This is a genomic window from Microbacterium sp. MMO-10 (genome assembly GCF_037148715.1).
In the GTDB taxonomy this organism is placed as follows: Bacteria; Actinomycetota; Actinomycetes; order Actinomycetales; family Microbacteriaceae; genus Microbacterium.
Window position 1 is genome coordinate 269,901 of the sequence record NZ_JBBCSV010000005.1, and the last position, 24,270, is coordinate 294,170.

The window sequence follows — 24,270 nt, forward strand, 5'->3', positions numbered from 1 at the left end:
CGGACGCGGGCGGATTCAGCGCCAGTGGCAGGCGTTCGCGTGCGCGTCCGCGCCGTGCAGGGCCGGAGCCACGGTCTCGCAGCGGGTGCGCTGCTCCTCCGGGAGCATCTTGTACAGCGGGCAGCGCGACGTGAACGAGCAGCCGGCGCGGCGGTCGGCGGGGCTCGGCAGATCGCCCTGGAGGACGATGCGCTCCCGGGTGCGCTCGATGTCCGGATCCGGCACCGGGATCGCCGACAGCAGCGCCTGCGTGTACGGGTGCTGCGGGTCGTCGAAGATCTCGTCCACGTCGCCGTGCTCGACGAACTCGCCGAGGTACATGACCCCGACGCGGTCGGCGATGTGGCGGACCACGGAGAGGTCGTGCGCGACGAACAGATAGGACAGCCCGAGCTTCACCTTGAGCTCGTCGAGCAGGTTGATCACGCCGGCCTGGATGGACACGTCCAGCGCCGAGACCGGTTCGTCCAGGACGACGATCTTCGGGTTCGTGGCGAGCGCACGGGCGATGCCGATGCGCTGGCGCTGGCCGCCCGAGAACGCCCCGGGGAAGCGGCTGGCGTGCGCCGGGTCGAGACCCACGAGATCCATGAGCTCGTCCACTCTGAGATCCGCCTCCGCACGCGGCACGCCGATCGCGCGCAGCGGCTCGGCGATCACGTCGGCGACGGTCAGACGCGGATCGAGGGCGCCCATCGGGTCCTGGAAGACGATCTGCAGGTCGCGGCGGACGGTGCGCTCGGCCTTGCCGCCGTGCAGCTCCGACACCTTGGTGCCGGCGATCGTGATCTCGCCGTCGGACTGCTTCGCCAGATCCATGATCTGCAGCAGGGTCGTGGTCTTGCCGCAGCCGGACTCGCCGACGATGGCCATCGTCTCGCCCTCGCGGACGTCGAAGGTCAGCCCCTTGACAGCGTGCACCTCGCCGACCTTGCGCTTGAGGAACGCGCCCTTGGTGAGCGGGAACGTCTTCTGCATGTTGCGGACGTCGAGCGTCACCGCGCGCGCCTCGCGCGGCACGCGGTCCAGGGCGCTCGTGGGCAGCTCGGGGACGGGGTACACCGGCACGCCGCCGATGAGGCCGTTCTCGATCTCGTCGGCGCGCACGCACGCGACCCGGTGGTCGCCGCCCTCGCTCGTCGCGATGGCGCGCAGCTCGGGCTCCTTCGCGCGGCATGCCTCGGTGGCGATCGGGCAGCGCGCCACGAACGGGCACTCGTCGGGGAGGTTGATCAGCAGCGGGGGATTGCCCTTGATCGGCACCAGCGGCTGCTTCTCGGCCTTGTCGACGCGCGGGATCGCACCGAGCAGCCCGATGGAGTACGGCATCCGGGTCTCGTGGAACAGCTCGCGCACCGGCGCCTGCTCCACGGGCTTGCCCGCGTACATCACCAGCACGTCGTCGGCGGTCTTCGCGACCACGCCCATGTCGTGCGTGATCATGATGACCGCAGCGCCGGTCTCCCGCTGCGCCGTGGCGATGAGATCGAGGATCTGCGCCTGGATCGTCACGTCGAGCGCCGTCGTGGGCTCGTCGGCGATGATCAGCTTGGGGTTGTTCGCCATCGCGATCGCGATCACGACGCGCTGGCGCATGCCGCCGGAGAACTCGTGCGGGAACGACTTCAGGCGCCGCTCCGGGCTCGGGATGCCGACCAGGCGGAGCAGCTCGATCGCGCGCGCCGTGGCGTCCGCGTTCGACATGCTGCGATGCACCGTCAGCGCCTCGATGAGCTGGTCGCCCACGGTGAACACCGGGGTGAGCGAGGTGAGCGGATCCTGGAAGATCATCGCGATGCCGTTGCCGCGCAGCGCGGAGAGCTCCTTGTCGCTCTTGCCGACGAGCTCGATCCCGTCGAACATGATCGACCCGGTGACCTTGGCGTTCTCGTCGAGCAGCCCCATGATCGCGAGGGAGGTGACGGACTTCCCGGAGCCGGACTCGCCGACGATGCTGAGCGTGCGGCCCGGCTCGAGGTCGAAGGAGACGCCGCGGACGGCGTCGACGCGTCCGGATTCGGAGGCGAAGCTGACGTGCAGATCGCGGACGGAGAGAAGAGGAGCGGTCATGCGCGGCCTCCCGCCGCCGAGGTGGGATCAAGCGCGTCGCGCAGGCCGTCGGCGATGAGCGCCATCGAGACGGTGAGCAGCGTCAGCGCGGCGGCGGGGAAGTAGAAGGTCCACGGGGCGCTCGCGAGCGAGTTCGCGCCGATCCCGATGAGGGATCCGAGCGAGACGTCGGGGATCTTCACGCCGAAGCCGATGAAGGACAGTCCAGTCTCGGTGATGACCGCGCCGACGACGCCGAGGGTGAAGTTGATCACGAGCAGCGAGCCGATGTTCGGCAGCAGATGGCGCAGCACGATCGTCATGCCGGGAACGCCCATGTAGCGCGCGGCGTGCACGTACTCGCGCTCGCGCAGCGACAGCGACAGCGTCCAGATGACGCGGGCAGGCACGAACCAGCTGATGAAGATCATCGCGAGCGAGATCACGCGCCAGTCGCCGCCCGCGCTGGAGGAGACCAGCGACAGGATCAGGAACGTCGGCACCACCATGAGGAAGTGGATGATCAGCAGGATGATCCGCTCGGTCGTGCCGCGGAAGTAGGCCGCAGCCGTGCCGACGACGGCGGAGATGACGGTCGTGCCGATGGAGACCGTCAGGGCGATCATCAGCGAGCGCTGCAGGCCGACGGTCGTCTGGGCGAACAGGTCGCCGCCGTCCGCCGCGGTGCCGAACCAGTGCGTGCCGTCCGGCGGGGTGCCCAGGGAGAGGAAGTCGAGCTCGCTGAAGCTGAAGCGTGCGACGAGCGGGCCGAAGACCGCGAACAGCACGAGGAGCGCGAAGATGAACACGCCCGCGACGGCGGGGCGGTTGCGCACGAATCGGCGGTAGTAGAGCCGGAACGTGCCGATGCGCTTGCGCGGGATGCGCGCGGCGGTCGTGTCGGGCCCGACGGGGGGCTGGACGGTTGCGGAGGTCATGTCAGCTCACCCTCACTCGTGGGTCGAGGATCACCACGGCGATGTCGGCGAGGATGGCGCCGATCGCCGTGAGCACAGCGGTGAAGGCGGCGATCGCCACCACACCGTGCACGTCGTTGGTTCCGATGGTCTGCACGAAGTACCGGCCCATGCCGTTCCACGCGAAGATCGTCTCGGTCAGCACGGCGCCCGTGAAGACCGCGGGGATGTTGAACGCGAGCTGGGTCGCGACCGGGATCATCGAGGTGCGCAGCGCGTGCTTGCGGATGGCCTGCTGCTTGGTGAGGCCCTTCGCGCGCGCCGTGCGCACGTAGTCGGCCTTGATGTTGTCCAGCAGCAGGGAGCGCTGCAGGAAGTGGTAGCTGGAGTAGCCGATGAACACGAGGGCGATGGTCGGCAGGACCAGGTGCTGCAGCGTGTCGATCAGCACGGGGAAGAACCCGGTCACCCCGTCGCTGCTGGCGCCGGTGACGTAGAACAGCCGGAAGCCGAGGGCGTCGTTGATCGCGATCGCGCCGAGCACGATGACGAGCGCCGCCACGACGATTGGGATGTTCATGGTGACGATCGAGATGCCCTGCCACACGCGGTCCGCGAGCTTGTACTGCCGGGACGCCGTGTAGACGCCGAGCCCGATCCCGAGGACGGCGGCGATGATCGTCGCGCCGAGCACGAGCTCTCCGGAGACCCACATGCGGTACGCGATCTGCGCGTTCACCGACTGGCCGACCGGGCTCACGCCCCAGTTCCAGTGCAGCAGGATGTCCGTGAACCAGTGCCACCAGCGCTGCAGCAACGGCACGGTGTCGCTGAGGTTGCGGGGTTCGAGGAGGCGGTTGATCTGGTCTTCGCTCAGCGGAGGGCGACGTCCGATGTAGTTGCTGCGCGGATCCAGGAAGGCCCATGCGAGGAAGTACGTGACGTTGGTCGCCACCACGATCATGAGAAGCCAGCCGAGGGTTCGGCGCAGCAGGAACTTGATCAAGATGGTGTTCTCTCTCTTGTCACAGACGCCGCACGGGATCTCCGACGCAGCGCTGGGTCGATGTCATTCAACACCACCCGAGACCGGTGACGCGGTGCTCCGTCCGCGCTTCGCGGGACGGAGTGCTGCCGACTCTGAGACCCGGTTCCGGATCGCGGCAACCTCGCGAGACTATCACCGGCCGCACGCTCGCCCGTATATCGGACGCGCCACCCGCCGTGTCCCGTCCGCGGAGGGGAACGGCCACCGCGGGCGTCCCGGCGCTCCCGTAGAATCGATGGGATACCCGGTTCGCTCCGGGAAAGCCCGATCCGCCCGCCGGACCCCGCATCGTTCAGGACCCCATGTCACCTCGCGCCCTCACTCCGCTGCAGCCGGCTGCCACGCCCCCGCAGCAGATCCGCAACTTCTGCATCATCGCCCACATCGACCACGGCAAGTCGACCCTGGCCGACCGGATGCTCCAGATCACCGGTGTGGTCTCCGACCGCGACATGCGCGCGCAGTACCTGGACCGGATGGACATCGAGCGCGAGCGCGGCATCACGATCAAGAGCCAGGCCGTGCGCATGCCCTGGCAGATCGACGGCGAGACGTTCGCCCTCAACATGATCGACACGCCGGGACACGTCGACTTCACCTACGAGGTGTCGCGTTCGCTCGCAGCCTGCGAGGGCGCGATCCTCCTCGTCGACGCGGCGCAGGGCATCGAGGCGCAGACGCTCGCGAACCTCTACCTCGCGCTCGAGAACGACCTCACGATCATCCCGGTCCTGAACAAGATCGATCTCCCGGCGGCCGAGCCGGAGAAGTACGCGAAGGAGCTCGCCGACCTCATCGGGGGCAGCCCCGACGACGTGCTGCGCGTGTCCGGCAAGACCGGCGCCGGCGTCGAGGACCTGCTCGACCGGCTGGTGCAGGAGATCCCGGCCCCGGTCGGCGACGCCGACGCCCCGGCCCGCGCGATGATCTTCGACTCCGTCTACGATGCCTATCGCGGCGTGGTGACCTACGTCCGGATGGTCGACGGCAAGCTCGCCCCGCGCGAGCGGATCCAGATGATGTCCACCGGCGCCAACCACGAACTCCTCGAGATCGGCGTCTCCAGTCCCGAGCCCGTGCCCTCCAAGGGCCTGGGCGTCGGCGAGGTGGGCTACCTCATCACCGGCGTCAAGGACGTGCGCCAGTCCAAGGTCGGCGACACGATCACCCACGCCCGCAAGCCCGCGGCCGAGGCTCTCGCCGGCTACACCGACCCGAAGCCGATGGTCTTCAGCGGCATCTACCCGATCGACGGGAGCGACTACGCCGAGCTGCGCGAGGCGCTGGACAAGCTCAAGCTCTCCGACGCGTCGCTGCAGTACGAGCCGGAGACCTCGGTCGCGCTCGGCTTCGGCTTCCGCTGCGGATTCCTCGGACTGCTGCACCTGGAGATCATCACCGAGCGCCTCAGCCGCGAGTTCGGCCTCGACCTCATCACGACGGCGCCGAGCGTGATCTACGAGGTGCTCACGAGCGACACCGGCGAGACGGTGACGGTGACCAATCCGAGCGAGTACCCGGACGGGCGGATCGGATCCGTCTCCGAGCCGATGGTCAAGGCCGCGATCCTGCTTCCGAAGGACTACGTCGGAACCGTCATGGAGCTGTGCCAGTCGCGGCGCGGCTCGCTGCTGGGCATGGAGTACTTCTCCGAGGAGCGCGTCGAGCTGCGCTACAACATGCCGCTCGGCGAGATCGTGTTCGACTTCTTCGACCAGCTCAAGTCGAAGACCCAGGGCTACGCCTCGCTCGACTACGAGCCCAGCGGATCCCAGGAGGCTGACCTGGTCAAGGTCGACATCCTGCTGCAGGGCGAGAAGGTCGACGCGTTCAGCTCGATCGTGCATCGGGACAAGGCCTACGCCTACGGCACGATGATGGCCGAGCGGCTGCGCAAGCTCATCCCGCGCCAGCAGTTCGAGGTGCCGATCCAGGCCGCGATCGGCGCGCGCATCATCGCCCGCGAGACGATCCGCGCGATCCGCAAGGACGTGCTCGCCAAGTGCTACGGCGGTGACATCACCCGCAAGCGCAAACTCCTCGAGAAGCAGAAGGAGGGCAAGAAGCGCATGAAGATGGTCGGCCGCGTCGAGGTCCCCCAGGAGGCGTTCATCGCGGCGCTCTCCGGCGACGTCGAGGGCAAGGACAAGAAGTAGGCGGCAGCCTCAGACACTCGCGACCGCGCGTCGGAGCGCTTCGATCAGGGCGTTCCGGGTATCGGCGGGGATGCGGTCTGACGCGACCATCGTCAGCGGCAGCGGCGGGGGAGCCGGCAGGTCGAGCTCGCGGAGCTGCGACTCGGTCCGGTGAAAGGCGGGCAGAGCGGTGATGCCCGCCCCGGAGCGCACGGTCGCGAGGACGCTCGAGAGGTCGAGGCACTCGCGCACGACCGTGCGCGACTCGCCCGCCGTCGTCGCGAGGTGACCCTCTACGCCGTGAACTACGCGCTGACCTCGCTCGCCCTGCGCACGACGAGTCCTTTCCTGCTGCTCCTGCTGCGCTTCGCCCTCTCCGTCCTGGTGCTGCTCGTGGTCTGCGCGCTGCTGCGCACACCCGTCCCGCGCGGCCGCCTGCTGGCCGCCGCGGCCGGTGCGGGGCTGCTCTCGCAGGCGGGGCAGTTCGTCGGCACCTACTGGGCGCTCGGGCACGGCGTCGGCGCGGGGTTCACCGCGCTCGTGATCGCCATGAATCCCGTCGTCACCGCGCTCCTCTCCCGGTGGATCCTGCGACGGCGGGCCTCCCGCCGGGCGCTGCTGTCCACTGTGCTGGGAGCCGCGGCCGTGATCGTCGCCTGCCTGCCGGCCGTGCTCGCGGATCCGCGGATCGGGCCGACGATCCTCGCCGTGGGCGGGTCGCTGCTCGCGGTCTCGCTCGGGGCGCTCTGGCAGGGGCGGTCCCTGCGCCGGGTCCATCCCGCGATGTTCACACTGATCGGAGTCGTCGTCTCCACCCCGGTCGCGGGGGCGCTCGCGCTGACCGAACCCGCGCGTCCACCCGCCGGCCTCGCGTCCTGGTCGCTCCTCGGCGGCATCGTCGCGATCGGCCTGGGCGGCACCGTGCTGTACTCGGCGCTCGTCCGTGGCGTCGGCGCGGATGCCGCGTCGATCCTGTTCAGCGTGATCCCGGCAGCCACCGCCGTCGCAGCCCTGATCGTGCTGGGCGAGCCGCTGTCCGTCGCGGGCGTGGCCGGGCTGGTCCTCGGGGCGGCCGCCTCTGCGCTGCGACTCGGTGACGACCGCCCTCTCGCGGCGAGATCCGACCGTTCCGGGAACGGGGACGACGCGCGCGCCCGTGTGAACAGCATCCCAGCCTTGGGAGAACCTGGGTGAGTCCGTCGGGCCCGGCCAGTAGTCTGGTTGTCATGCGTCGCGGGACATTCCGAGAAGGAACGGTGGACTATGCCGCCGTGGGGGCGACCCACGCGCCCGACCTGATGCAGTATCCGCCGGAGCGCAGCATCCCGGCCGAGGAGCCCTGGCGGCTCGGAAGCGGCGAGGAGCGGTTCCGCACGGCCGGTGACGCGCTGCTGTCGTGGACGGCGCAGCGCGCGGCGGGTCTGCAGCTGACGGATGTGCGCCCCGCCTCCAGCCCCGGGTACGCCGGTGTCAGCTTCGACGCGGAGGGCAACCCGATCGCGCCGAGCCACGCCGAGGTCGAGCCGCGCTACGACGAGGACGGCACGCCGTGGGCGGGTCCCGGCATGACCCTGAAGCTGCACGGCCGCGTCGGCGGCATGCGCGCCGACGCCGAGCTGCGGGTGATCTCGGTGACCGAGCAGACGCACCGGATCGGCTTCGTGCTCGGCACGGTCGACGGCTCCGTCGTGAGCGGCGAGGAGTCCTTCGACATCGAGTGGAACGACGCCGACGAGGTGTGGTTCACCGTGCGCGCCTTCGATCGGCCGAACAGCTTCCTGTATCGAACGGTGCCGTATCTCGTGAAGCGCCGTCGCCGTGAGCTGTTCGCGCGCTACCTGCGGGCGATCTCGCCGCTGTACGCGACTCCCGTCTGATGGTCCGACTCTGATGGCCGGACCGCTCCCGCTCGGGGATCCGGCACCGGCGGACGGACGTCTGCCCGCCGACCTGTCGATCGATCCCGCCGCTCCGTTCTCCGCGTACCTGCACGTGCCGTTCTGCCGCGTGCGCTGCGGCTACTGCGACTTCAACACGTACACCGCGTCCGAGCTGCGCGGCGCACGTCAGGACGCCTACGCCGACACGCTGATCGGGGAGATCGGGCTGGCGCGTGCGGTGCTCTCCGAGCACGCCCCGCTGCGTCCGCTGAGCACCGTGTTCTTCGGCGGCGGCACGCCGACCCTGCTGCCGGCGGGCGATCTCGGGCGCATGCTCGGCGCCGCGATCGACGCGTTCGGCATCGTCGACGGCGCCGAGGTCACCGTGGAGGCCAATCCCGACAACGTCACCCCGGCGGTCGCCGAGGAGCTCGCCGCCGCGGGCGTCACCCGGATGTCGATCGGCATGCAGTCCGCCGTGCCTCACGTGCTGGCGGCGCTCGACCGCACGCACCGGCCGGAGAACGTGCGCACCGCGGTCGAGGCGGCGCGCGCCGCCGGGCTCGCGGTCAGCGTCGATCTCATCTACGGGGCGCCGGGGGAGTCCCTGGAGGACTGGCGCGCCTCGCTCGAGACCGCGGTGGACCTGCGTCCCGATCACATCTCCGCCTATGCGCTGATCATCGAGGACGGCACGAAGCTCGCGCGTCAGATCCGCCGCGGCGAGGTGCCCGCGCCGGACGACGACCTGCAGGCCGACATGTACGAGCTCGCCGACACCGCCCTGGCGGACGCGGGATTCGACTGGTACGAGGTGAGCAACTGGGCCCGGCGGAGCACGGGCGACGCCGGCTCGGAGAAGGGCGGCGGCGACCGGCGCTCCCGCCACAACATGGCGTATTGGCGCGGCACCGACTGGTGGGGCTTCGGTCCCGGTGCGCACAGCCACGTCGCCGGGCTCCGCTGGTGGAACGTGAAGCATCCCGCCGCCTACGCACAGCGACTCGCGACGGGGGAGTCCCCGGCGGCCGGCACCGAGCGTCCCGACGCGGAGGCGGCCCAGCTGGAGCGGATCCTGCTCCGCTCGCGGATGGCCGAGGGCCTGCCTCTGGACGACCTCGCCCCTGAGGCGAGGACCCGGGTCGCGGGGCTCATCGCCGACGGCCTGGTCGATGCAGGGGCGGCTCTGCGGGGGACGCTCGTCCTCACCCGGCGCGGGCGCCTGCTCGCCGACGCCGTGGTGCGGGCGCTGACGGACTGACCCGGGACCGGCCGATCGTCTCGGAGCTCAGGCCCGGGGCGTCGGCAGCAGATCCACCACGACGGTGCGGCGCTGCGGGCCGACCACGGGATCGCCGCCGGAACCGGCGAACAGCGCCGCCGTCCGCTGCGCGCCGTAGGCGGGCCAGCCGGGATCGCCGTCGTGGATGAACCGCACCCAGGCGTCGTGCATCGTCGTGGCGAGGGACTGCGGTGCGTCGGCGCCGGCGATCCGGAGGGATTCCGGGTCTGCGAGCACGTCGAAGACGAACGGGATCTCGAGGGCATGGGCGGCGCGGAGGTCGCGCACGGCACTCGGCCACGAGAACTCGTAGAGGTGGGTCGCCGTGCCGGACCGCGCCTGTGCGGCCCGGGTGGCGGGCGCGCGGAGCAGCAGGTCCGTCGCGAGCTGGCCGAACACCTCGCCGGTGCTCGCGCCCGGGTGATCCGTCCGCACGGCGCGGACCGCCGCCGCGGGGATGCGCAGCGCGAGCCGGGCGAGGAGCAGCTTCGCCGGACGGATGGCGGTGAGCGCCTCCGGCGGGAACCAGAGCCGGTACTCGTCGGTGTTGGTGCCGATCAGGATCGGCACATCGGCGTCCCGCAGCGCCTCGTGCGGCGAGCTCGGCAGGGTCTCCTCGTCGATCACGAGGGCGAACCCCGGTGCGCCGCCGAGCGGCGAGGATCCGGCGGACTGGGCGTGCCGCGCCTCGAGGAGCGCGTCCGGAGCGAGGGCGGTGAACGCCTCCGCGGTGGCGGGCACTCCGAGACGTGCGGCGAGCTGCCGGGTCACTCTGCCGCCGCGCGCCGGGGACGACGCCAGCAGCGGACCGGACTGGATGATGCCGCCGCGCACGAGCGCCCGGGTATCCGGGCGGGAGAGGAGCGCGGCGACGAGCGCCCCGCCGGCGGACTCGCCCATGAGGGTGATCCGATCCGGGTCGCCCCCGAACGCGGCGATCTCCTCGTGCACCCAGCGGAGGGCCGCCGCCGCGTCCTGGAGCCCCAGGTTGCGCGGCGCCCCGTCGAGCACCGAGAAGCCTTCGGATCCCAGCCGGTAGTTGATGCTGACGAACACGATCCCGTCGCGGGCGAACGCGGTGCCGTCGTAGAGGGACAGCGCCGCCGTTCCCCGCTCCAGCGCGCCGCCGTGGATCCACAGCACGACCGGTGCGGAACGGGCGCCGACCGGGGCCCACACGTTCGCGGTGAGGATGTCTTCGCCGTCGATGCGGAGGCTGCCGAGGATCTCGGCCGTCGCCCCGGCGTAGGGCAGCTGCGGAGCGGTCGGGCCGAACGCCGAGGCATCGCGCGGCGCCGACCACGCCTCAGGCGGCTCGGGGCTGCGGAAGCGGCGGGGCCCGAACGGCGGTGCGGCGTACGGGATGCCGAGATGGCGGTCGACGCCGTCGATGCGGCGTCCGATGAGCTCGCCGGTGGAGATCCGCGTGCGCACGGCGTCGTGGTCCATGGCGCCATCCTAGGCAGAACCGCGTCCCCGGCCTCCGGGCCCGGGCGCTCCCGCGGTTCTGGAGGCGTCCGCGGCCCCTGAGCCCGCCGGGAGGCCCGGCAGGATAGGATTGGCACTCAGGATGCACGAGTGCCAGCGGTGAGGAGGGGCGATGGTCTCAGAACGGGGACTCCAGGTGCTCCGCGCCATCGTCGAGGACTACGTCGAGACGAATGAGCCGGTCGGCAGCAAGTCGATCGTGGAGCGGCACGCCTTCGGCGTGTCCGCCGCGACGATCCGCAACGACATGGCCCAGCTCGAGGACGAGGACCTCATCGCGGCGCCGCACACCTCCTCCGGGCGGGTGCCGACGGACAAGGGCTATCGGGTCTTCGTCGACCACCTCGCGCAGGTGCGGCCGCTCTCCGCGGCGCAGCGCAGCGCGATCACCGCGTTCCTCGCGGACCCCGCCGACCTCGATGACCTCATGGTGCGCACCGTGCGCGTGCTCACCCGGCTGACCGGGCAGGTCGCCCTCGCGCAGTATCCGTCCTTCGCGCGCGCACATGTCACGCACGTCGAGCTCGTCGCGCTGGCCCCGAACCGCCTGCTCATCGTGCTCGTGACGGACGCCGGCGGCGTGTCGCAGCGCATCGTCCCGCTGCCGGTCGAGCTCGACGAGTCCGAGCTCGGGATGCTCCGCGCCGCGATCACCGAACTGCTCACCGGACACTCGGTGCGCCGCGGCGCCGAGCGGGTCCAGGCGGCGGGAGAGACCTCGTACGGCCCCCGTGTCGACGCCGCGCGGGCCGCGCTGCTGCGGGCGGTGGCCGAAGAGCTCGCCGAGTTCCGCCAGGAGCGCCTGGTCATGGCGGGCGCCGCCACGCTGGCACGCCGCGAGCACGACTTCCGCGGCAGCATCCATCCGCTCCTCGAGGCGATCGAGGAGCAGGTGACGCTGCTGCGGCTGATGAGCGAGATGCGCGTCGACGAGCACGGGCTCGCGGCGAGCATCGGCACGGAGAACGCCGCGTTCGGTCTCGGCGAGGCCTCGATCGTCGCGAGCGACTATCTCACCCACTCCGGGACCGCACGCGTCGGCGTGATGGGCCCGACCCGCATGGACTACCAGAGCAACCTCGCGGCGGCGCGGGCCGTGGCCCGCTACCTGTCCCGGCTGCTCGAAGAGGACGAGTCCGGCCGGTGACCGGCCGCACGACAGACACGCCGCCGCAGGGCGGCCCGGAAAGGCGATGGTGACGGATCACTACGAGGTCCTCGGCGTCTCGCGCGACGCGAGCGAGGACGAGATCAAGAAGGCGTATCGACGGCTCGCCCGGCAGCTGCACCCCGACGTGAACCCGAGCGAGGAGGCCGCGGAGCGGTTCAAGTCGGTCACGCACGCCTACGACGTGCTCAGCGACGCCGATTCGCGACGCCGCTACGACATGGGCGGCGACCAGAACGGCAACGGCGGGTTCGGCGGCTTCGGCGGCTTCGGGGACATCTTCGAGACCTTCTTCGGCGGCGGAGGGGCGCGGTCCGCCCGGCCCCGTTCACGCCGGGAGCGCGGCCAGGACGCCCTGGTGCGGGTGACGCTCGACCTCGGCGATGTCGTGTTCGGCGTGCACCGCGACATCGAGGTCGACACCGCGGTGCTGTGCGAGACCTGTCAGGGTTCCTGCTGCGCGGAGGGCACCTCGCCCGTGACCTGCGACATCTGCGGCGGATCCGGGCACGTGCAGCAGCAGGTGCGGAGCCTGCTCGGCAACGTCCTCACGACCGCGCCCTGCGGGTCGTGCGAGGGCTTCGGCACGACGATCCCGTTCCCGTGCCAGACCTGCAACGGCCAGGGCCGGGTGCGTTCGCGCCGGACGGTCGGGCTCGACATCCCCGCCGGCGTCGAGACCGGTCTGCGCCTGCAGCTCCCCGGCTCCGGTGAGGTGGGCCGCGCGGGCGGTCCGAACGGCGATCTGTACGTCGAGGTCACGGTGACGCCGCACGCGCGCTTCAGCCGCGAGGGCGACGACCTGCTCGCGACCCTCGAGGTCGCGATGAGCGACGCGATCCTGGGCACCACGACGACGATCGAGTCGCTCGACGGCCCGGTGGACCTGGAGATCCGCCAGGGTCTGCAGTCCGGCGACGTGCTCACGATCAAGGGCCGTGGGGTCACGCCGCTGCGGGGCACGCAGCGCGGAGACCTGCGAGTGGGCGTGCAGGTGCTCACCCCCACGAAGCTCGACCACAAGCAGCGTCAGCTCATCGAGGACTTCGCCAAGCGCACGAAGGCGCCGGCACCGCGGCTCGCCGAGTTCCATCAGGGACTGTTCTCCAAGCTGCGCGACCGGTTCCGCGGCTGACGGACATGGCGCTGCACTTCGTCACGCCCGAGGCGACCTCGGCCCGACCGGGGACCACGATCGCCCTGACCGGCGCCGAGGCCAAGCACGCCGCGGTGGTGCGCCGGGTGCGCGTCGGCGAGCCGATCACCCTCGGTGACGGCGCCGGCGTCTGGCTGGACGCCGAGGTCGTCGCGGCCGCGCCGTCGCTCGTCGAGGTGCGGGTTCTGGCCCGGCGCGAGGATCCGCTGCCGACGCCGCGGATCCTGCTCGCGCAGGCGCTCGCGAAGGGCGATCGCGACGAGCTCGCCGTCCAGGCGGCCTGCGAGCTCGGCGTCGACGGGATCGTGCCCTGGCAGGCCACGCGCAGCGTGTCGCGCTGGGAGGGCGCGAAGGCGGCCAAGGGCCGCGAGCGCTGGGCGAGCATCGTCCGCGAGGCCGCGAAGCAGGCGCACCGCTCCTGGATCCCCGAGGTCGTCGCCGTCGAGTCCACGGCGGATCTCGTGCGTCGCGCCGGGGCCCAGCGGGTGCTGATCCTGGATCCCTCCGCCTCGGAGCGGCTGTCCCGCGTCGTGCCGGACGAGCGCGACATCGTGCTCGTCGTCGGGCCGGAGGGCGGCGTCGCGCCGGAGGAGATCGAGCGCCTCGTCGCCGCGGGCGCCGAGCGGGTGCTGCTCGGCGACACGGTGCTGCGCACGTCGACGGCCGGCCCGGCCGCGCTCGCGGTGCTGAACGTGGCCCGCGGACGCTGGTAGGTCCGCCGACCCGCGGCACCGCGCCGATAGACTGATGGCATGAGCGAACCCTCGATCTTCACGCGCATCCTGAACGGGGAGATCCCCGGCGAGATCCTGCTCGAGACCGATGACGTCTTCGCGATCCGCGACATCAACCCGCAGGCGCCGCTGCACGTGCTCGTGATCCCCAAGTCCGAGCAGTATCGCGACGTCACCGAGCTCGCCGCGGGGGATCCCGCCCTGCTGGCGAAGATCGTCGCCGCGGCCAAGCAGATCGCGGTCGATCACGCCAACGGCGAGTACCGCCTCATCTTCAACAACGGCGCGAGCGTCGCGCAGTCCGTCTTCCACGTGCACGCCCATGTGCTCGGCGATCTCGAGGAGAACAAGCTCGTTGGCTTCTGACGAAACGGCTGAATCCGTCATCTCGGCGCGGATCGAGGTGGACGGCGTCGCGATGGTGCAGCTGCTCGGCCCGCAGGACCGGCTGCTGCGCATGCTCGAGAAGGAGCACCCCGCGGTCGACGTGCTGGTCCGGGGCAACGAGGTCACCCTCACCGGGGATCCCGGCGCGGTCGGCGCGGCGCGGAAGCTCGTCGACGAGCTCATCGAGCTCACGCGGTCCGGCCATGCGCTCGCCCCGAGCGATGTGGCGCAGTCGGCGCGCATGCTGGAGCGCGAGGGCGTGCGACCCAGCGAGGTGCTCGGCGAGGCGATCCTCTCGACCCGAGGACGCGTGATCCGTCCGAAGACCCTCGGTCAGAAGGAGTACGTCGACGCGATCGACGAGAACACGATCGTGTTCGGCATCGGCCCCGCGGGCACCGGAAAGACCTATCTCGCGATGGCGAAGGCCGTCCAGGCGCTGCAGCGCAAGGAGGTCGAGCGGATCATCCTCACCCGCCCGGCGGTCGAGGCGGGGGAGCGGCTGGGCTTCCTCCCCGGTACCCTCACCGACAAGATCGATCCGTATCTGCGCCCGCTCTACGACGCGCTGAACGAGATGATGGATCCGGAGATCGTGCCCCGCCTGATGGCGAGCGGAACGATCGAGGTCGCGCCGCTGGCGTACATGCGCGGACGCACGCTCAACGACTCCTTCGTCGTGCTCGACGAGGCGCAGAACACGACGCCCGAGCAGATGAAGATGTTCCTCACCCGCCTCGGGTTCGGCACGCGCATGGTCGTCACCGGGGACATCACCCAGATCGACCTGCCCACCGCCGCATCCGGTCTCCGGGTCGTGACCCGCGTGCTGAAGGACATCGACGGCATCCACTTCTCCCGGCTCACCAGCGACGACGTCGTCCGGCATTCCCTGGTCGGCCGCATCGTCGACGCCTACACCGAGTACGACGAGCAGCGCACCGCCGTGCGCGCCGAGCGGGAGCAGGCCGCCGAGTTCGCCAACCGGGCGGAGCGCAGAGCGGGGCAGCAGCGCCCCGGCCCCCGAGACCGCATGCCGAAACGAGGCCTGAAATGATCGAGATCAACAACGAGTCGGCCATCGCGATCGACGAGACGGTGCTGCTGCGCCTCACCGAGCGCAACCTGGCCGAGCTGAACGTCAGCGCGGACGCGGACGTCGCGATCGTGCTCGTGGACGAGGGTGCCATGGAGGCGCTGCACGTGCAGTGGATGGACGAGCCGGGTCCCACGGACGTGCTGAGCTTCCCGATGGACGAGCTGCGCCCCGGCACGATCGACCGCCCGACGCCGCCCGGGCTGCTCGGCGACATCGTGCTGTGCCCCCAGGTGGCGGAGACCCAGGCCGCCACCGCGAAGCACACCCTCATGGACGAGCTGATCCTGCTCACCACGCACGGTCTGCTGCATCTCCTCGGGTTCGACCACGCCGAGCCCGAGGACGAGAAGGAGATGTTCGGCCTGCAGCGCGAGCTCATCGCCGGCTTCGCGGCCGACGAGCGCTCCCACGGTCGATGACTCCATTCCTGCTGCTCGCGGGCGCGATCCTGCTGGTCGCCTTCGGCGGTCTGATGGCGGCGATCGACGCGGCGCTCTCGGTGACCTCCCGTGCCGATCTCGTCGAGATGGGCGCGGAGGGACGAAACGCGTCGGCCCTCGCCCGGATCGCCGCGGATCCCGAGCCGCACGCGAACGCCGTCGCGTTCATGCGCGTGTTCGTCGAGACGGCGGCCGCGGTGCTCGTCACGGTCGCTCTCGTGCTGCTCTTCGACGACCAGATCTGGTGGGCGATGCTCGCCGCGGCGGTCATCATGACGGGCATCACGTTCGTGCTCGTCGGCGCCAGCCCGCGCTCCTTCGGCCGGCAGCACGCCGACGCGATGCTGCGGGTGTGCGCGCCGACGATCCGCGCCGTCCGGGTGATCCTCGGTCCCATCGCGCAGGGCCTCGCGGTCTTCGGCAGCCGCGTGACGCCGGGCGCGGGTCGCAGCACCTTCGCCAGCGAGACGCAGCTGCTCAGCATGGTCGACGAGGCCGCCTCGCACGATCTCATCGAGGCCGACGACCGGGAGCTCATCCACTCCGTGTTCGACTTCACGGACCAGTTCGTGCGTGCGGTCATGGTGCCTCGCACCGACATGGTCACCGTCGATGCCGCGGCGACGACGTCCGAGGCGATGGATCTCTTCCTCCGCCGCGGCGTCTCGAGGATCCCGGTGGTCGACGACGACGCCGACGATGTGGTGGGCGTGCTCTACCTCAAGGACCTGGTGCAGTTCGCCTACCGCGACGACCTCAGCTGGCGGGCGGCGTCCGTGCGGCAGATCGCACGCCCCGCCGTCTTCGTCCCCGAGTCGATGCGGGCCGAGACCCTGCTGCAGCAGATGAAGCGCGATGCCGTGCACGTGTGCATCGTCATCGACGAGCACGGCGGCATCGCCGGACTCGTGACGCTCGAAGACCTCATCGAGGAGCTCGTCGGCGAGATCTCGGACGAGTACGACCGTCCCGGCAGCGAGGTCGTCGAGCTCGAGCCGGGTCGCTACCGCGTGAGCGGCCGCATGGACCTCGAGGACGTCGGGGAGCTGTTCGGCGTCGAGCTCGAGGACGACGACGTCGACTCCATCGGCGGGCTCCTCGGCAAGGAGCTCGGCCGCATCCCCACTCCCGGCGCGACGGCCGTCGTGCGCGGGCTCCTCCTCACCGGCGGCGCCTCGCGCGGACGCGGGCGCGGCATCGAGTACGTCTTCGTCGAGCGGGCCGAGGAGCCGCTCGCGGAGGATCAGCACGGATCCGACCGGTCCAGCAAGGAGAACCACGATGAGCGATGAGCGCGAAGCGAAGGACGAGACGGGGCACCGAAGCGGCTTCGTGACGTTCGTCGGCCGCCCGAACGTGGGCAAGTCGACGCTCACCAACGCCCTCGTCGGCGAGAAGATCGCGATCACCAGCGAGAAGCCGCAGACCACCCGGCGCGCGATCCGCGGCATCGTGAACCGCCCCGACGGGCAGCTCGTGATCGTCGACACCCCCGGGATCCACCGCCCGAGGACGCTCCTCGGCGAGCGGCTGAACGACCTCGTCGAGCAGGTGCTCGGCGACGTCGACGTGATCGGCTTCTGCGTGCCGGCGACCGAGAAGGTCGGTCCGGGCGACCGCCGCATCGCGGCCTCGCTGGACGGCTACCCGCGGGCGAAGAAGGTCGCGATCGTGACCAAGGTCGACGTCGCCGACCGCGACGAGATCACCGAGCGCCTCATGGAGGTGGACTCCCTGCGCGAGGACTGGGCGGCGGTGATCCCGCTCTCGGCGCTGACGCGGGTGCAGCTGGACGTGCTCGCGGACGAGGTGCTGTCCCTGATGCCCGAGGGGCCGTCGCTGTACGGGGACGACGTCGTCACCGACGAGTCGACGGAGGACCGCATCGCCGAGATGATCCGAGAGGCCGCGCTCGAGGGCGTCCGGGACGAGCTGCCGCACTCGATCGCGGTCGTCGTGGACGACATCTCGCCCCGGGAGGACTCGGACCTGACCGACGTCCACGCCTCGATCGTGGTCGAGCGCGACAGCCAGAAGGCGATCATCATCGGACGCAAGGGCGCCCGGCTCCGCGAGGTGGGCGCCACCGCCCGCGCGGGGATCGAGGAGCTGCTCGGCACCCGGGTGTTCCTCGGGCTGCACGTGAAGGTCGCCAAGGAGTGGCAGCGGGATCCGAAGCAGCTCGGCCGGCTGGGCTTCTGACATGGGCTCCGCGGCGCGGCAGTGGATCGCCCCGGTCTGGGGGCCGCCGGAGCAGTGGCGCCTCGTCGATGCGACGGTGCCGGCACCGGGTCCGGGGGAGGTCACGGTGCGCGTGCGGGCCGCGGGGATGAACCCGGCGGACCGCAAGCACGTCGCGGCCCCTCGCGCGGGTGTCGCCCTCCCCGTGCCGATCGGCTACGAGATCTCGGGCGAGATCACCGCGATCGGTCCCGGCACGACGATCGGATCCGGCGAGGCACGGCTCGGCGACGAGGTGATCGCGTTCCGCGTGCAGGGCGGCTATGCGACCTCGCTCACGTTCCCTGCCGAGAAGGCGTTCCGCAAACCGGCCCCTCTGTCGCACGCGGAGGCGGCGAATCTGCTGCTCGCCGGTACGACGGCCGCCGAGATGCTCGAGCGCGTGCAGGCCCGCGCGGGGGAGACGATCCTCCTGCACGGCGCGTCGGGTGCGGTCGGCGTCATGGTGCTGCAGCTCGCCGCGCTGCGCGGCATCCGGGTGATCGGCACCGCGAGCGCGGCGGGCGCCGAGCGCGTGCGCCGTTTCGCCGGGATCCCCGTGGCGTACGGAGAGGGACTCCTCGGCCGGGTGCGGGCGCTCGATCTCCCGGTGCACGCGGCTCTCGATGCGGTCGGCACCGACGAGGCGGTGGACGTGTCCCTCGCGCTCGTCGCGGACCGCGCCCGGATCGTCACGATCGCGGCCCCCGCGCGCGCCGCCGAGCACGGCTTCCTCAGCATCGCCGGATCGCAGCCGGCGAGCGCCGCGTTCCGGGACGGGATCCGCGGCGAACTCGTCCGGCTCGCCGACGAAGGGCTCCTCGTGGTTCCGCTCGCGCGGACCTATCCGCTCGCGGACGCCGTCGAGGCGACCCGGTTCCTCGCCGAGGAGCATCCGGGCGGCAAGCTCGCGCTGATCCCCTAGGCGCCCGTCACCATCCGCCGGACGATCCGCCTCCGCCGCCCCCTCCCGACGAACCGCCGCCGAAGGATCCGCTCGACGATGACGACGAAGAGCTGGGCGTCGGGGTGGCGCTGAGCGAGCTGTTCATGCCGGACAGCGAGCCGGCGAAGCTGCTTCCGGAATAGCCGGGGTACCAGCCGGGCACGGTGCCGTCGCGCTCGTACTGCACGGTCAGCACCTCGCCCCATTCGCGTTCCAGGCCGAAGAGCATCGCGTACGGCAGAAGCCGCTCGTACAGCACCACGACATCCACGCTGCCGTCCGCGCGGCGTTCGGCGCCGCGATACGACTGCAGCATCCGGATCCGGTCCGCCTCGGCGAGCCGGATGTACTCGCGCACGCCGAGCAGGTCCTCGCGGGTCTCGGCGCCCTGCGGGGTGAGCACGGCGCGCCGCGGAAGCGAGACGATGAGCGACACGACCGCGACGACCGTCGCCACGATGGCGACGACGAAAGTGGCGATCGCGGCCGGGCGGCCGACCGCCAGACCCGGCACGGCGAGGGCGACGGCGGCGAGGCCCGCGACGATTCCGAGGGCGCTCAGTCCGATCGCGAGCGCCGCCCGGCGCCGCACGAGCAGTCCGCGGTCGAACGCGGCGGCGCGGGCGGAAGCGTCCAGGGCCTTCAGGCGCCCGACGAGGGCGTCGTCCGGAACCGCGAGGGCGAGGGTCGTGCCGACGGGCTGCGAGGGGAACAGCGCCTGCAGCGCTGCTGCGTCGAGCGGATCCGGGGCGATCGTCGGATCCCTCAGCTCCAGCACCGGCTTGCTCTCCCCGTCGGCGATGCGCAGGGCCTTGTGCACGGCGAGGTGCACCATCTCCGCGGCGTTAGCGACGGACCGGCGTCCCTCGATCTCGGCGGCGAGCAGCGGCGGCAGCGTCGCCGGCACGTCGTACTGGGCGACCACAATCCCGCGTCCGCCTCGGCGTCCCCTTCGCCGCAGCAGGGCGATCCCCAGGATCGGGCCGCCGATCGCGAGCAGCACTCCGGCTCCGGCGACCGGATACGGGACGACGTCGGTCATCGGGTCGGGCTGGCGGGCCGGCGCGGGGGCGAAGGTGCCGGCACGCATCGGGAACGCCACCGTCACGCCGCTCGCTGCGGGGAGGTCCTCGGCGGAGACGGAGTAGGCGCCGTCAGCGCCGGCGGACAGCGTGCACGGCGTGGTGGATCCGATCGCCCCGATGTAGCAGGACGGCGCCGCGATGCTCGCCGACGCCAGCTCCGGCGCGATGCCGAGGGTGGCGGAGAAGCGGGCGATCGGCTGCTGCGAGCTCAACGGCAGCAGATTCCAGTACCACTCGTCGATCCGGCGGTCCGTCGGACGGTGCACGACGTCGCGCATCGTGTAGCGGATCACGTAGGTGGTGGGACCGTGCTGGAAGCTGTCGGGATCGCCGATCCGGATCTGGCGTTCGCCGTTCTCCGTGTCGCCGTCGTCGTACGGCAGCGCACGACCGGAGCCGTCGGTGATCGAGACGATGTGCAAGCCGAGCGGTGCGCCGTCGTACCAGGTCGGCAGGCCGCGGATGATGCCGTGGTTCTGATCGAACTCCGGGAAGTCCGCCACCAGGGTCTCGGTCACCGCGAGGGTCGCCCGGCCGGAGGCGTCTCGACCGAGGTCGTACCGGGCGTCCCAGGAGGCGTAGGAGAAGTCGTTCGCGTCGGCGTGCGCGGCCGGGACCGCGAGCAGAGGGGCCAGCACGAGCGCGAAGGCGCCGAGCAGGGCGAATAGGCGGGCGCGCGATCGAGCCGTCATGCGAGCCAGACTATCCGCCACGCCGGCCGCCGCGGGATCCCGTCGGCCTGAGAGTCGCTCCCGATTCCGGCCTGCTCGGGCGAGGATCAGTGCAGAGCGCTCGTCTCGATGATCTCGCGGAGCACGGCCTCGTCGTTCGGGATCTCGGTGACGCGCTGCGGGGCGGCGAGCAGAGCCTGCAGTTCTGCGGAGAGCGGCAGCTCGATCCCGAGCGCCTCGGTGATCGTCTCCCCGAACTTCTCGGGCTTCGCGGTCTCCAGAACGAGCATGGGCACGGCGTCCTCGACGAACTCCCGCGCGACCTTCACGCCGTCCGCGGTGTGCGGATCGATGATCGTGCCGGTCTCCTCGTGGACGGCGCGGATCGTGGCGAGCCGGTCGGCATGGGTGCTGGTGCCGCTGACGATCCCGAACTCGTCGGCGAAGCGGTGGAGATCCGCGGTGAAGTCGAAGCTGCCGCTCGATGCGAGATCGCTCCACGCCGCGCGGACGCGCTCCGCATCCCGGCCGACGAGGTCGTAGATGAAGCGCTCCAGATTCGACGCCTTGGAGATGTCCATCGACGGGCTGGACGTCGCGAGCGTCTGCGCCGCGCTGCGCGGACGGTAGACCCCGGTGCGGAAGAACTCGTCCAGCACGTTGTTCTCGTTCGCGGCGAGCACGAGCCGGCGGATCGGCAGGCCCATCCCACGGGCGAAGAAGCCGGAGAGGATGTTCCCGAAGTTCCCGGACGGCACGGCGAACGACACCTCGAAGCCCGCCCGCTCGGACGGTGCGACGGCGTCGGTGGCCCGCAGCCAGGCCCAGAAGTAGTAGACGACCTGGGCGGTGATGCGGGCGAGGTTGATGGAGTTCACCGCGCCGAGGTGCTGCGCGTTCTTGAAGTCGAGATCGCCGGCGAGGTCCTTGACGAGGTTCTGGCAGTCGTCGAAGACGCCGTCGACCGCGATGTTGTGCACGTTCGCGTCCTGCAGCGAGTACATCTGGGCACGCTGGAACGCGCTCATCCGTCCCTGCGGCGAGAGCATGAACACACTGATCCGGTCCTTGCCGCGCAGCGCGTGCTCGGCCGCGGAACCGGTGTCGCCCGAGGTCGCGCCGACGATGTTCAGCACGCCGCCGGTGCGCTCCAGCGCGTACTCGAGCGCCTGCCCAAGGAACTGCATCGCCATGTCCTTGAACGCGAGTGTGGGCCCCTCGGAAAGACCCACGAGGGAGATCCCGTCCCCGATCGGGGTGAGCGGGACCGGAGCCGCGAAGACCTCGGGGGAGTAGGCGGCGGCGCACAGTGCGGCGAGGTCGTCGCGGGGGATGTCGGTGGCGAAGAGCCCCAGCACCTCGGTGGCGAGCTCCGCATAGCCGAGCCCGCGCCAGGACTCCAGCGTCGCGGCGTCCACCACCGGAAGACGCTCCGGCACGAGCAGGCCGCCGTCGATGGCGAGGCCTTCCAGGAGCGCCTCGCTGTAGGTCTTCGGCTCCCCGCCGCCGCGGGTGGAGATGTACTGCACGGCTGCTCCTCGATAAAAGTCGGGCGTCTCGGATCCGCCCGCACGCGCGCGGATCCGCGTCCATCGATTGTCGCAGGTTCCTCGGTCCTTCTCTCCCCGCGTGACGCCTCGAGAGGGGCACCCGATGGGCCGTGCTAGCATGGCCGCATGCGCGCAGGCGGTCTGCTCCTTCTTAGCTGCCGCGACGAGTCCCGTATCTGAGGGCCCCACTCGTCGCGGTGTTCGTGTTGGCCCGCCCCCACACTTGAAGCGACGAGAAGAGCACACCCTCATGAAGAACAACCAGCGCCCCACCGCCATGCCGGTCCACAAGTACCGGCCGTTCCACGAGCAGATCCGCGTCGACCTGCCCGACCGCACCTGGCCGTCCGCCCGCATCACCGAGGCGCCGCGCTGGTGCGCGGTCGACCTGCGCGACGGCAACCAGGCCCTCATCGACCCGATGTCGCCCGAGCGCAAGCGCGTGATGTTCGAGCTGCTCGTCAGCATGGGCTACAAGGAGATCGAGGTCGGCTTCCCGTCGGCGAGCCAGACCGATTTCGACTTCGTGCGCCAGCTCATCGACGAGAACCTGATCCCCGACGACGTCACGATCCAGGTCCTGACGCAGTGCCGCGAGCACCTGATCGAGCGCACCTACGAGGCGATCGCCGGCGCGAAGCAGGCCATCGTGCACTTCTACAACTCCACGAGCGTGCTGCAGCGCGAGGTCGTCTTCCGCTCGGATCGGGAGGGCGTCAAGCAGATCGCCCTCGAGGGCGCCCGGCTGTGCCGCGAGTTCGAGAGGCGCATCCCCGACACCGAGGTGTACTACGAGTACTCGCCGGAGAGCTACACCGGCACCGAGCTGGAGTACGCGGTCGAGGTCTGCAACGAGGTGCTGGAGATCCTGGAACCCACCCCGGGACGCAAGGTCATCATCAACCTGCCCGCGACCGTCGAGATGGCGACGCCGAACGTCTACGCCGACTCGATCGAATGGATGAGCCGGCACCTGAACCACCGCGAGAACGTGATCCTCTCGCTGCACCCGCACAACGACCGGGGCACCGCGATCGCCGCCGCCGAGCTGGGCTACATGGCCGGCGCCGACCGCATCGAGGGATGCCTGTTCGGCAACGGCGAGCGCACCGGCAACGTCGATCTGGTCGCGCTGGGCATCAACATGTTCACGCAGGGCATCGATCCCCAGATCGACTTCAGCGACATCGACCAGGTCAAGCGCACGGTCGAGTACTGCAACCAGCTGCCCGTGCCCGAGCGCAGCCCCTGGGCCGGCGACCTCGTCTTCACGGCGTTCAGCGGCTCGCACCAGGACGCGATCAAGAAGGGCTTCGAGGCGATGGCCGCGCAGGCCGAGGCGCAGGGCGTCACGGTCGACGACATCGAGTGGGGCGTGCCCTACCTGCCGGTGGACCCCAAGGATCTGGGCCGCTCCTACGAGGCGGTCATCCGCGTCAACTCGCAGTCCGGCAAGGGCGGTGTCGCGTACCTGCTGAAGACCGACCACGCGCTGGATCTGCCGCGCAAGCTGCAGATCGAGTTCTCCGGCGTCGTGCAGGCGAAGACCGACGCCGAGGGCGGCGAGGTCACGAGCGAGCAGATCTGGGACATCTTCACCGACGAGTACCTGCCCGCGTCCGCCGACGAGGCGAAGTGGGGACGGTTCGAGCTGCTCGGCACCCGCACGAACAGCGACATGTCCGGCGAGGTCAGCCTGGATGTGGTGCTGCGCGACGACGAGGAGCGCGTGGAGGCACAGGGCCGGGGGAACGGTCCGGTCGCGGCGTTCATCGAGGTGCTGCGTGAGCGCGGCTTCGACATCTCGCTGTACGACTACGTCGAGCACACGCTCTCGACCGGCGGCGACGCGCAGGCTGCGGCCTACGTGGAGCTGCAGGTCGGCGATCAGCGCCTCTGGGGCGTCGGCATCGACGGCGACATCTCCACGGCGTCGCTCAAGGCCATCGTCTCCTGCGTGAACCGCTCCATCCGCGCCCGGGTCGCCGCCGACGCGGACCTCGTCACGGCCTGAG

General features: G+C 70.8%; 21 protein-coding genes. 14 read left to right on the plus strand and 7 right to left on the minus strand.

Features of this window, described 5'->3' with window-relative positions:
- Positions 1-15: 15 nt before the first annotated feature.
- From WFJ17_RS17280 to WFJ17_RS17290, 3 genes are read right to left on the minus strand one after another with little or no spacing between them, the layout of a single operon-like run.
- A complete protein-coding gene (locus tag WFJ17_RS17280) occupies positions 16-2,070 on the minus strand; it encodes an ABC transporter ATP-binding protein (RefSeq protein WP_336649053.1) in 2,055 nt (684 codons plus the stop codon).
- Positions 2,067-2,987: an ABC transporter permease gene (locus WFJ17_RS17285; protein WP_251441357.1), complete on the minus strand. Its 921-nt coding sequence runs from the start codon at positions 2,985-2,987 to the stop codon at positions 2,067-2,069. Before WFJ17_RS17285 ends, WFJ17_RS17280 begins: the two co-directional genes overlap by 4 nt.
- A gap of 1 nt (position 2,988) precedes the next feature.
- The gene (locus WFJ17_RS17290; RefSeq protein ID WP_251441354.1) at positions 2,989-3,972 is read right to left on the minus strand and encodes an ABC transporter permease; all 984 of its coding nucleotides are present in this window, start codon (positions 3,970-3,972) and stop codon (positions 2,989-2,991) included.
- A 344-nt stretch (positions 3,973-4,316) separates the two neighbouring features.
- On the opposite strand from WFJ17_RS17290, the gene lepA reads away from it, so the two are divergent.
- Positions 4,317-6,170, plus strand: a complete 1,854-nt coding sequence (gene lepA, locus WFJ17_RS17295; RefSeq protein WP_251441255.1) for a translation elongation factor 4 — start codon at positions 4,317-4,319, stop codon at positions 6,168-6,170.
- Between the two features lie 9 nt (positions 6,171-6,179).
- Here the strand turns inward: lepA and WFJ17_RS17300 are convergent, their stop codons facing one another.
- A complete protein-coding gene (locus WFJ17_RS17300; protein WP_251441227.1) occupies positions 6,180-6,401 on the minus strand; it encodes a hypothetical protein in 222 nt (73 codons plus the stop codon).
- 33 nt (positions 6,402-6,434) lie between these two features.
- Here WFJ17_RS17300 and WFJ17_RS17305 point away from each other — a divergent pair, with 33 nt between their 5' ends.
- From WFJ17_RS17305 to hemW, 3 genes are read left to right on the plus strand one after another with little or no spacing between them, the layout of a single operon-like run.
- Positions 6,435-7,343, plus strand: coding sequence for a DMT family transporter (locus WFJ17_RS17305; RefSeq protein ID WP_336649054.1), 909 nt, complete (start codon positions 6,435-6,437; stop codon positions 7,341-7,343).
- Positions 7,344-7,375: 32 nt separating this feature from the next.
- Positions 7,376-8,026, plus strand: coding sequence for a DUF1990 family protein (locus WFJ17_RS17310; protein ID WP_336649055.1), 651 nt, complete (start codon positions 7,376-7,378; stop codon positions 8,024-8,026).
- A gap of 13 nt (positions 8,027-8,039) precedes the next feature.
- Complete coding sequence (gene hemW, locus WFJ17_RS17315) at positions 8,040-9,290, plus strand: radical SAM family heme chaperone HemW (protein WP_336649056.1); 1,251 nt, start codon at positions 8,040-8,042, stop codon at positions 9,288-9,290.
- A 27-nt stretch (positions 9,291-9,317) separates the two neighbouring features.
- Here the strand turns inward: hemW and WFJ17_RS17320 are convergent, their stop codons facing one another.
- A complete protein-coding gene (locus tag WFJ17_RS17320; RefSeq protein WP_336649057.1) occupies positions 9,318-10,760 on the minus strand; it encodes a carboxylesterase/lipase family protein in 1,443 nt (480 codons plus the stop codon).
- A gap of 151 nt (positions 10,761-10,911) precedes the next feature.
- On the opposite strand from WFJ17_RS17320, the gene hrcA reads away from it, so the two are divergent.
- Genes hrcA through WFJ17_RS17365 form a run of 9 tightly spaced genes read left to right on the plus strand, consistent with a single transcriptional unit; the run spans position 10,912 to position 18,928 of the window.
- On the plus strand, positions 10,912-11,946 hold the full coding sequence (gene hrcA, locus WFJ17_RS17325) for a heat-inducible transcriptional repressor HrcA (protein ID WP_251441135.1): 1,035 nt from the start codon (positions 10,912-10,914) through the stop codon (positions 11,944-11,946).
- 49 nt (positions 11,947-11,995) lie between these two features.
- A complete protein-coding gene (gene dnaJ / locus WFJ17_RS17330) occupies positions 11,996-13,102 on the plus strand; it encodes a molecular chaperone DnaJ (protein WP_251442379.1) in 1,107 nt (368 codons plus the stop codon).
- A 5-nt stretch (positions 13,103-13,107) separates the two neighbouring features.
- Complete coding sequence (locus WFJ17_RS17335; RefSeq protein WP_251441121.1) at positions 13,108-13,836, plus strand: 16S rRNA (uracil(1498)-N(3))-methyltransferase; 729 nt, start codon at positions 13,108-13,110, stop codon at positions 13,834-13,836.
- Between the two features lie 39 nt (positions 13,837-13,875).
- The gene (locus WFJ17_RS17340; RefSeq protein ID WP_251441107.1) at positions 13,876-14,223 is read left to right on the plus strand and encodes an HIT domain-containing protein; all 348 of its coding nucleotides are present in this window, start codon (positions 13,876-13,878) and stop codon (positions 14,221-14,223) included.
- A gap of 52 nt (positions 14,224-14,275) precedes the next feature.
- On the plus strand, positions 14,276-15,301 hold the full coding sequence (locus tag WFJ17_RS17345; protein WP_336649150.1) for a PhoH family protein: 1,026 nt from the start codon (positions 14,276-14,278) through the stop codon (positions 15,299-15,301).
- A complete protein-coding gene (gene ybeY, locus WFJ17_RS17350; RefSeq protein ID WP_251441092.1) occupies positions 15,298-15,762 on the plus strand; it encodes an rRNA maturation RNase YbeY in 465 nt (154 codons plus the stop codon). Before WFJ17_RS17345 ends, ybeY begins: the two co-directional genes overlap by 4 nt.
- Positions 15,759-17,075: a hemolysin family protein gene (locus WFJ17_RS17355; RefSeq protein ID WP_251441065.1), complete on the plus strand. Its 1,317-nt coding sequence runs from the start codon at positions 15,759-15,761 to the stop codon at positions 17,073-17,075. The genes ybeY and WFJ17_RS17355 overlap by 4 nt, the downstream gene beginning before the upstream one ends.
- Positions 17,065-17,985: a GTPase Era gene (gene era, locus WFJ17_RS17360; protein WP_251441062.1), complete on the plus strand. Its 921-nt coding sequence runs from the start codon at positions 17,065-17,067 to the stop codon at positions 17,983-17,985. The genes WFJ17_RS17355 and era overlap by 11 nt, the downstream gene beginning before the upstream one ends.
- A gap of 1 nt (position 17,986) precedes the next feature.
- Positions 17,987-18,928 carry an NADP-dependent oxidoreductase gene (locus WFJ17_RS17365; RefSeq protein ID WP_251442372.1) on the plus strand — a complete coding sequence of 314 codons (942 nt, stop codon included), beginning with the start codon at positions 17,987-17,989 and terminating at the stop codon, positions 18,926-18,928.
- A gap of 7 nt (positions 18,929-18,935) precedes the next feature.
- Here WFJ17_RS17365 and WFJ17_RS17370 read toward each other — a convergent pair whose 3' ends face one another.
- Together WFJ17_RS17370 and thrC are read right to left on the minus strand one after the other, a co-directional pair.
- A complete protein-coding gene (locus tag WFJ17_RS17370) occupies positions 18,936-20,726 on the minus strand; it encodes a DUF2207 family protein (protein WP_336649058.1) in 1,791 nt (596 codons plus the stop codon).
- An 86-nt stretch (positions 20,727-20,812) separates the two neighbouring features.
- Positions 20,813-22,234, minus strand: coding sequence for a threonine synthase (gene thrC, locus WFJ17_RS17375; RefSeq protein WP_295032916.1), 1,422 nt, complete (start codon positions 22,232-22,234; stop codon positions 20,813-20,815).
- 271 nt (positions 22,235-22,505) lie between these two features.
- Here thrC and leuA point away from each other — a divergent pair, with 271 nt between their 5' ends.
- The gene (gene leuA, locus WFJ17_RS17380; RefSeq protein WP_336649059.1) at positions 22,506-24,269 is read left to right on the plus strand and encodes a 2-isopropylmalate synthase; all 1,764 of its coding nucleotides are present in this window, start codon (positions 22,506-22,508) and stop codon (positions 24,267-24,269) included.
- Position 24,270: the final 1 nt, after the last annotated feature.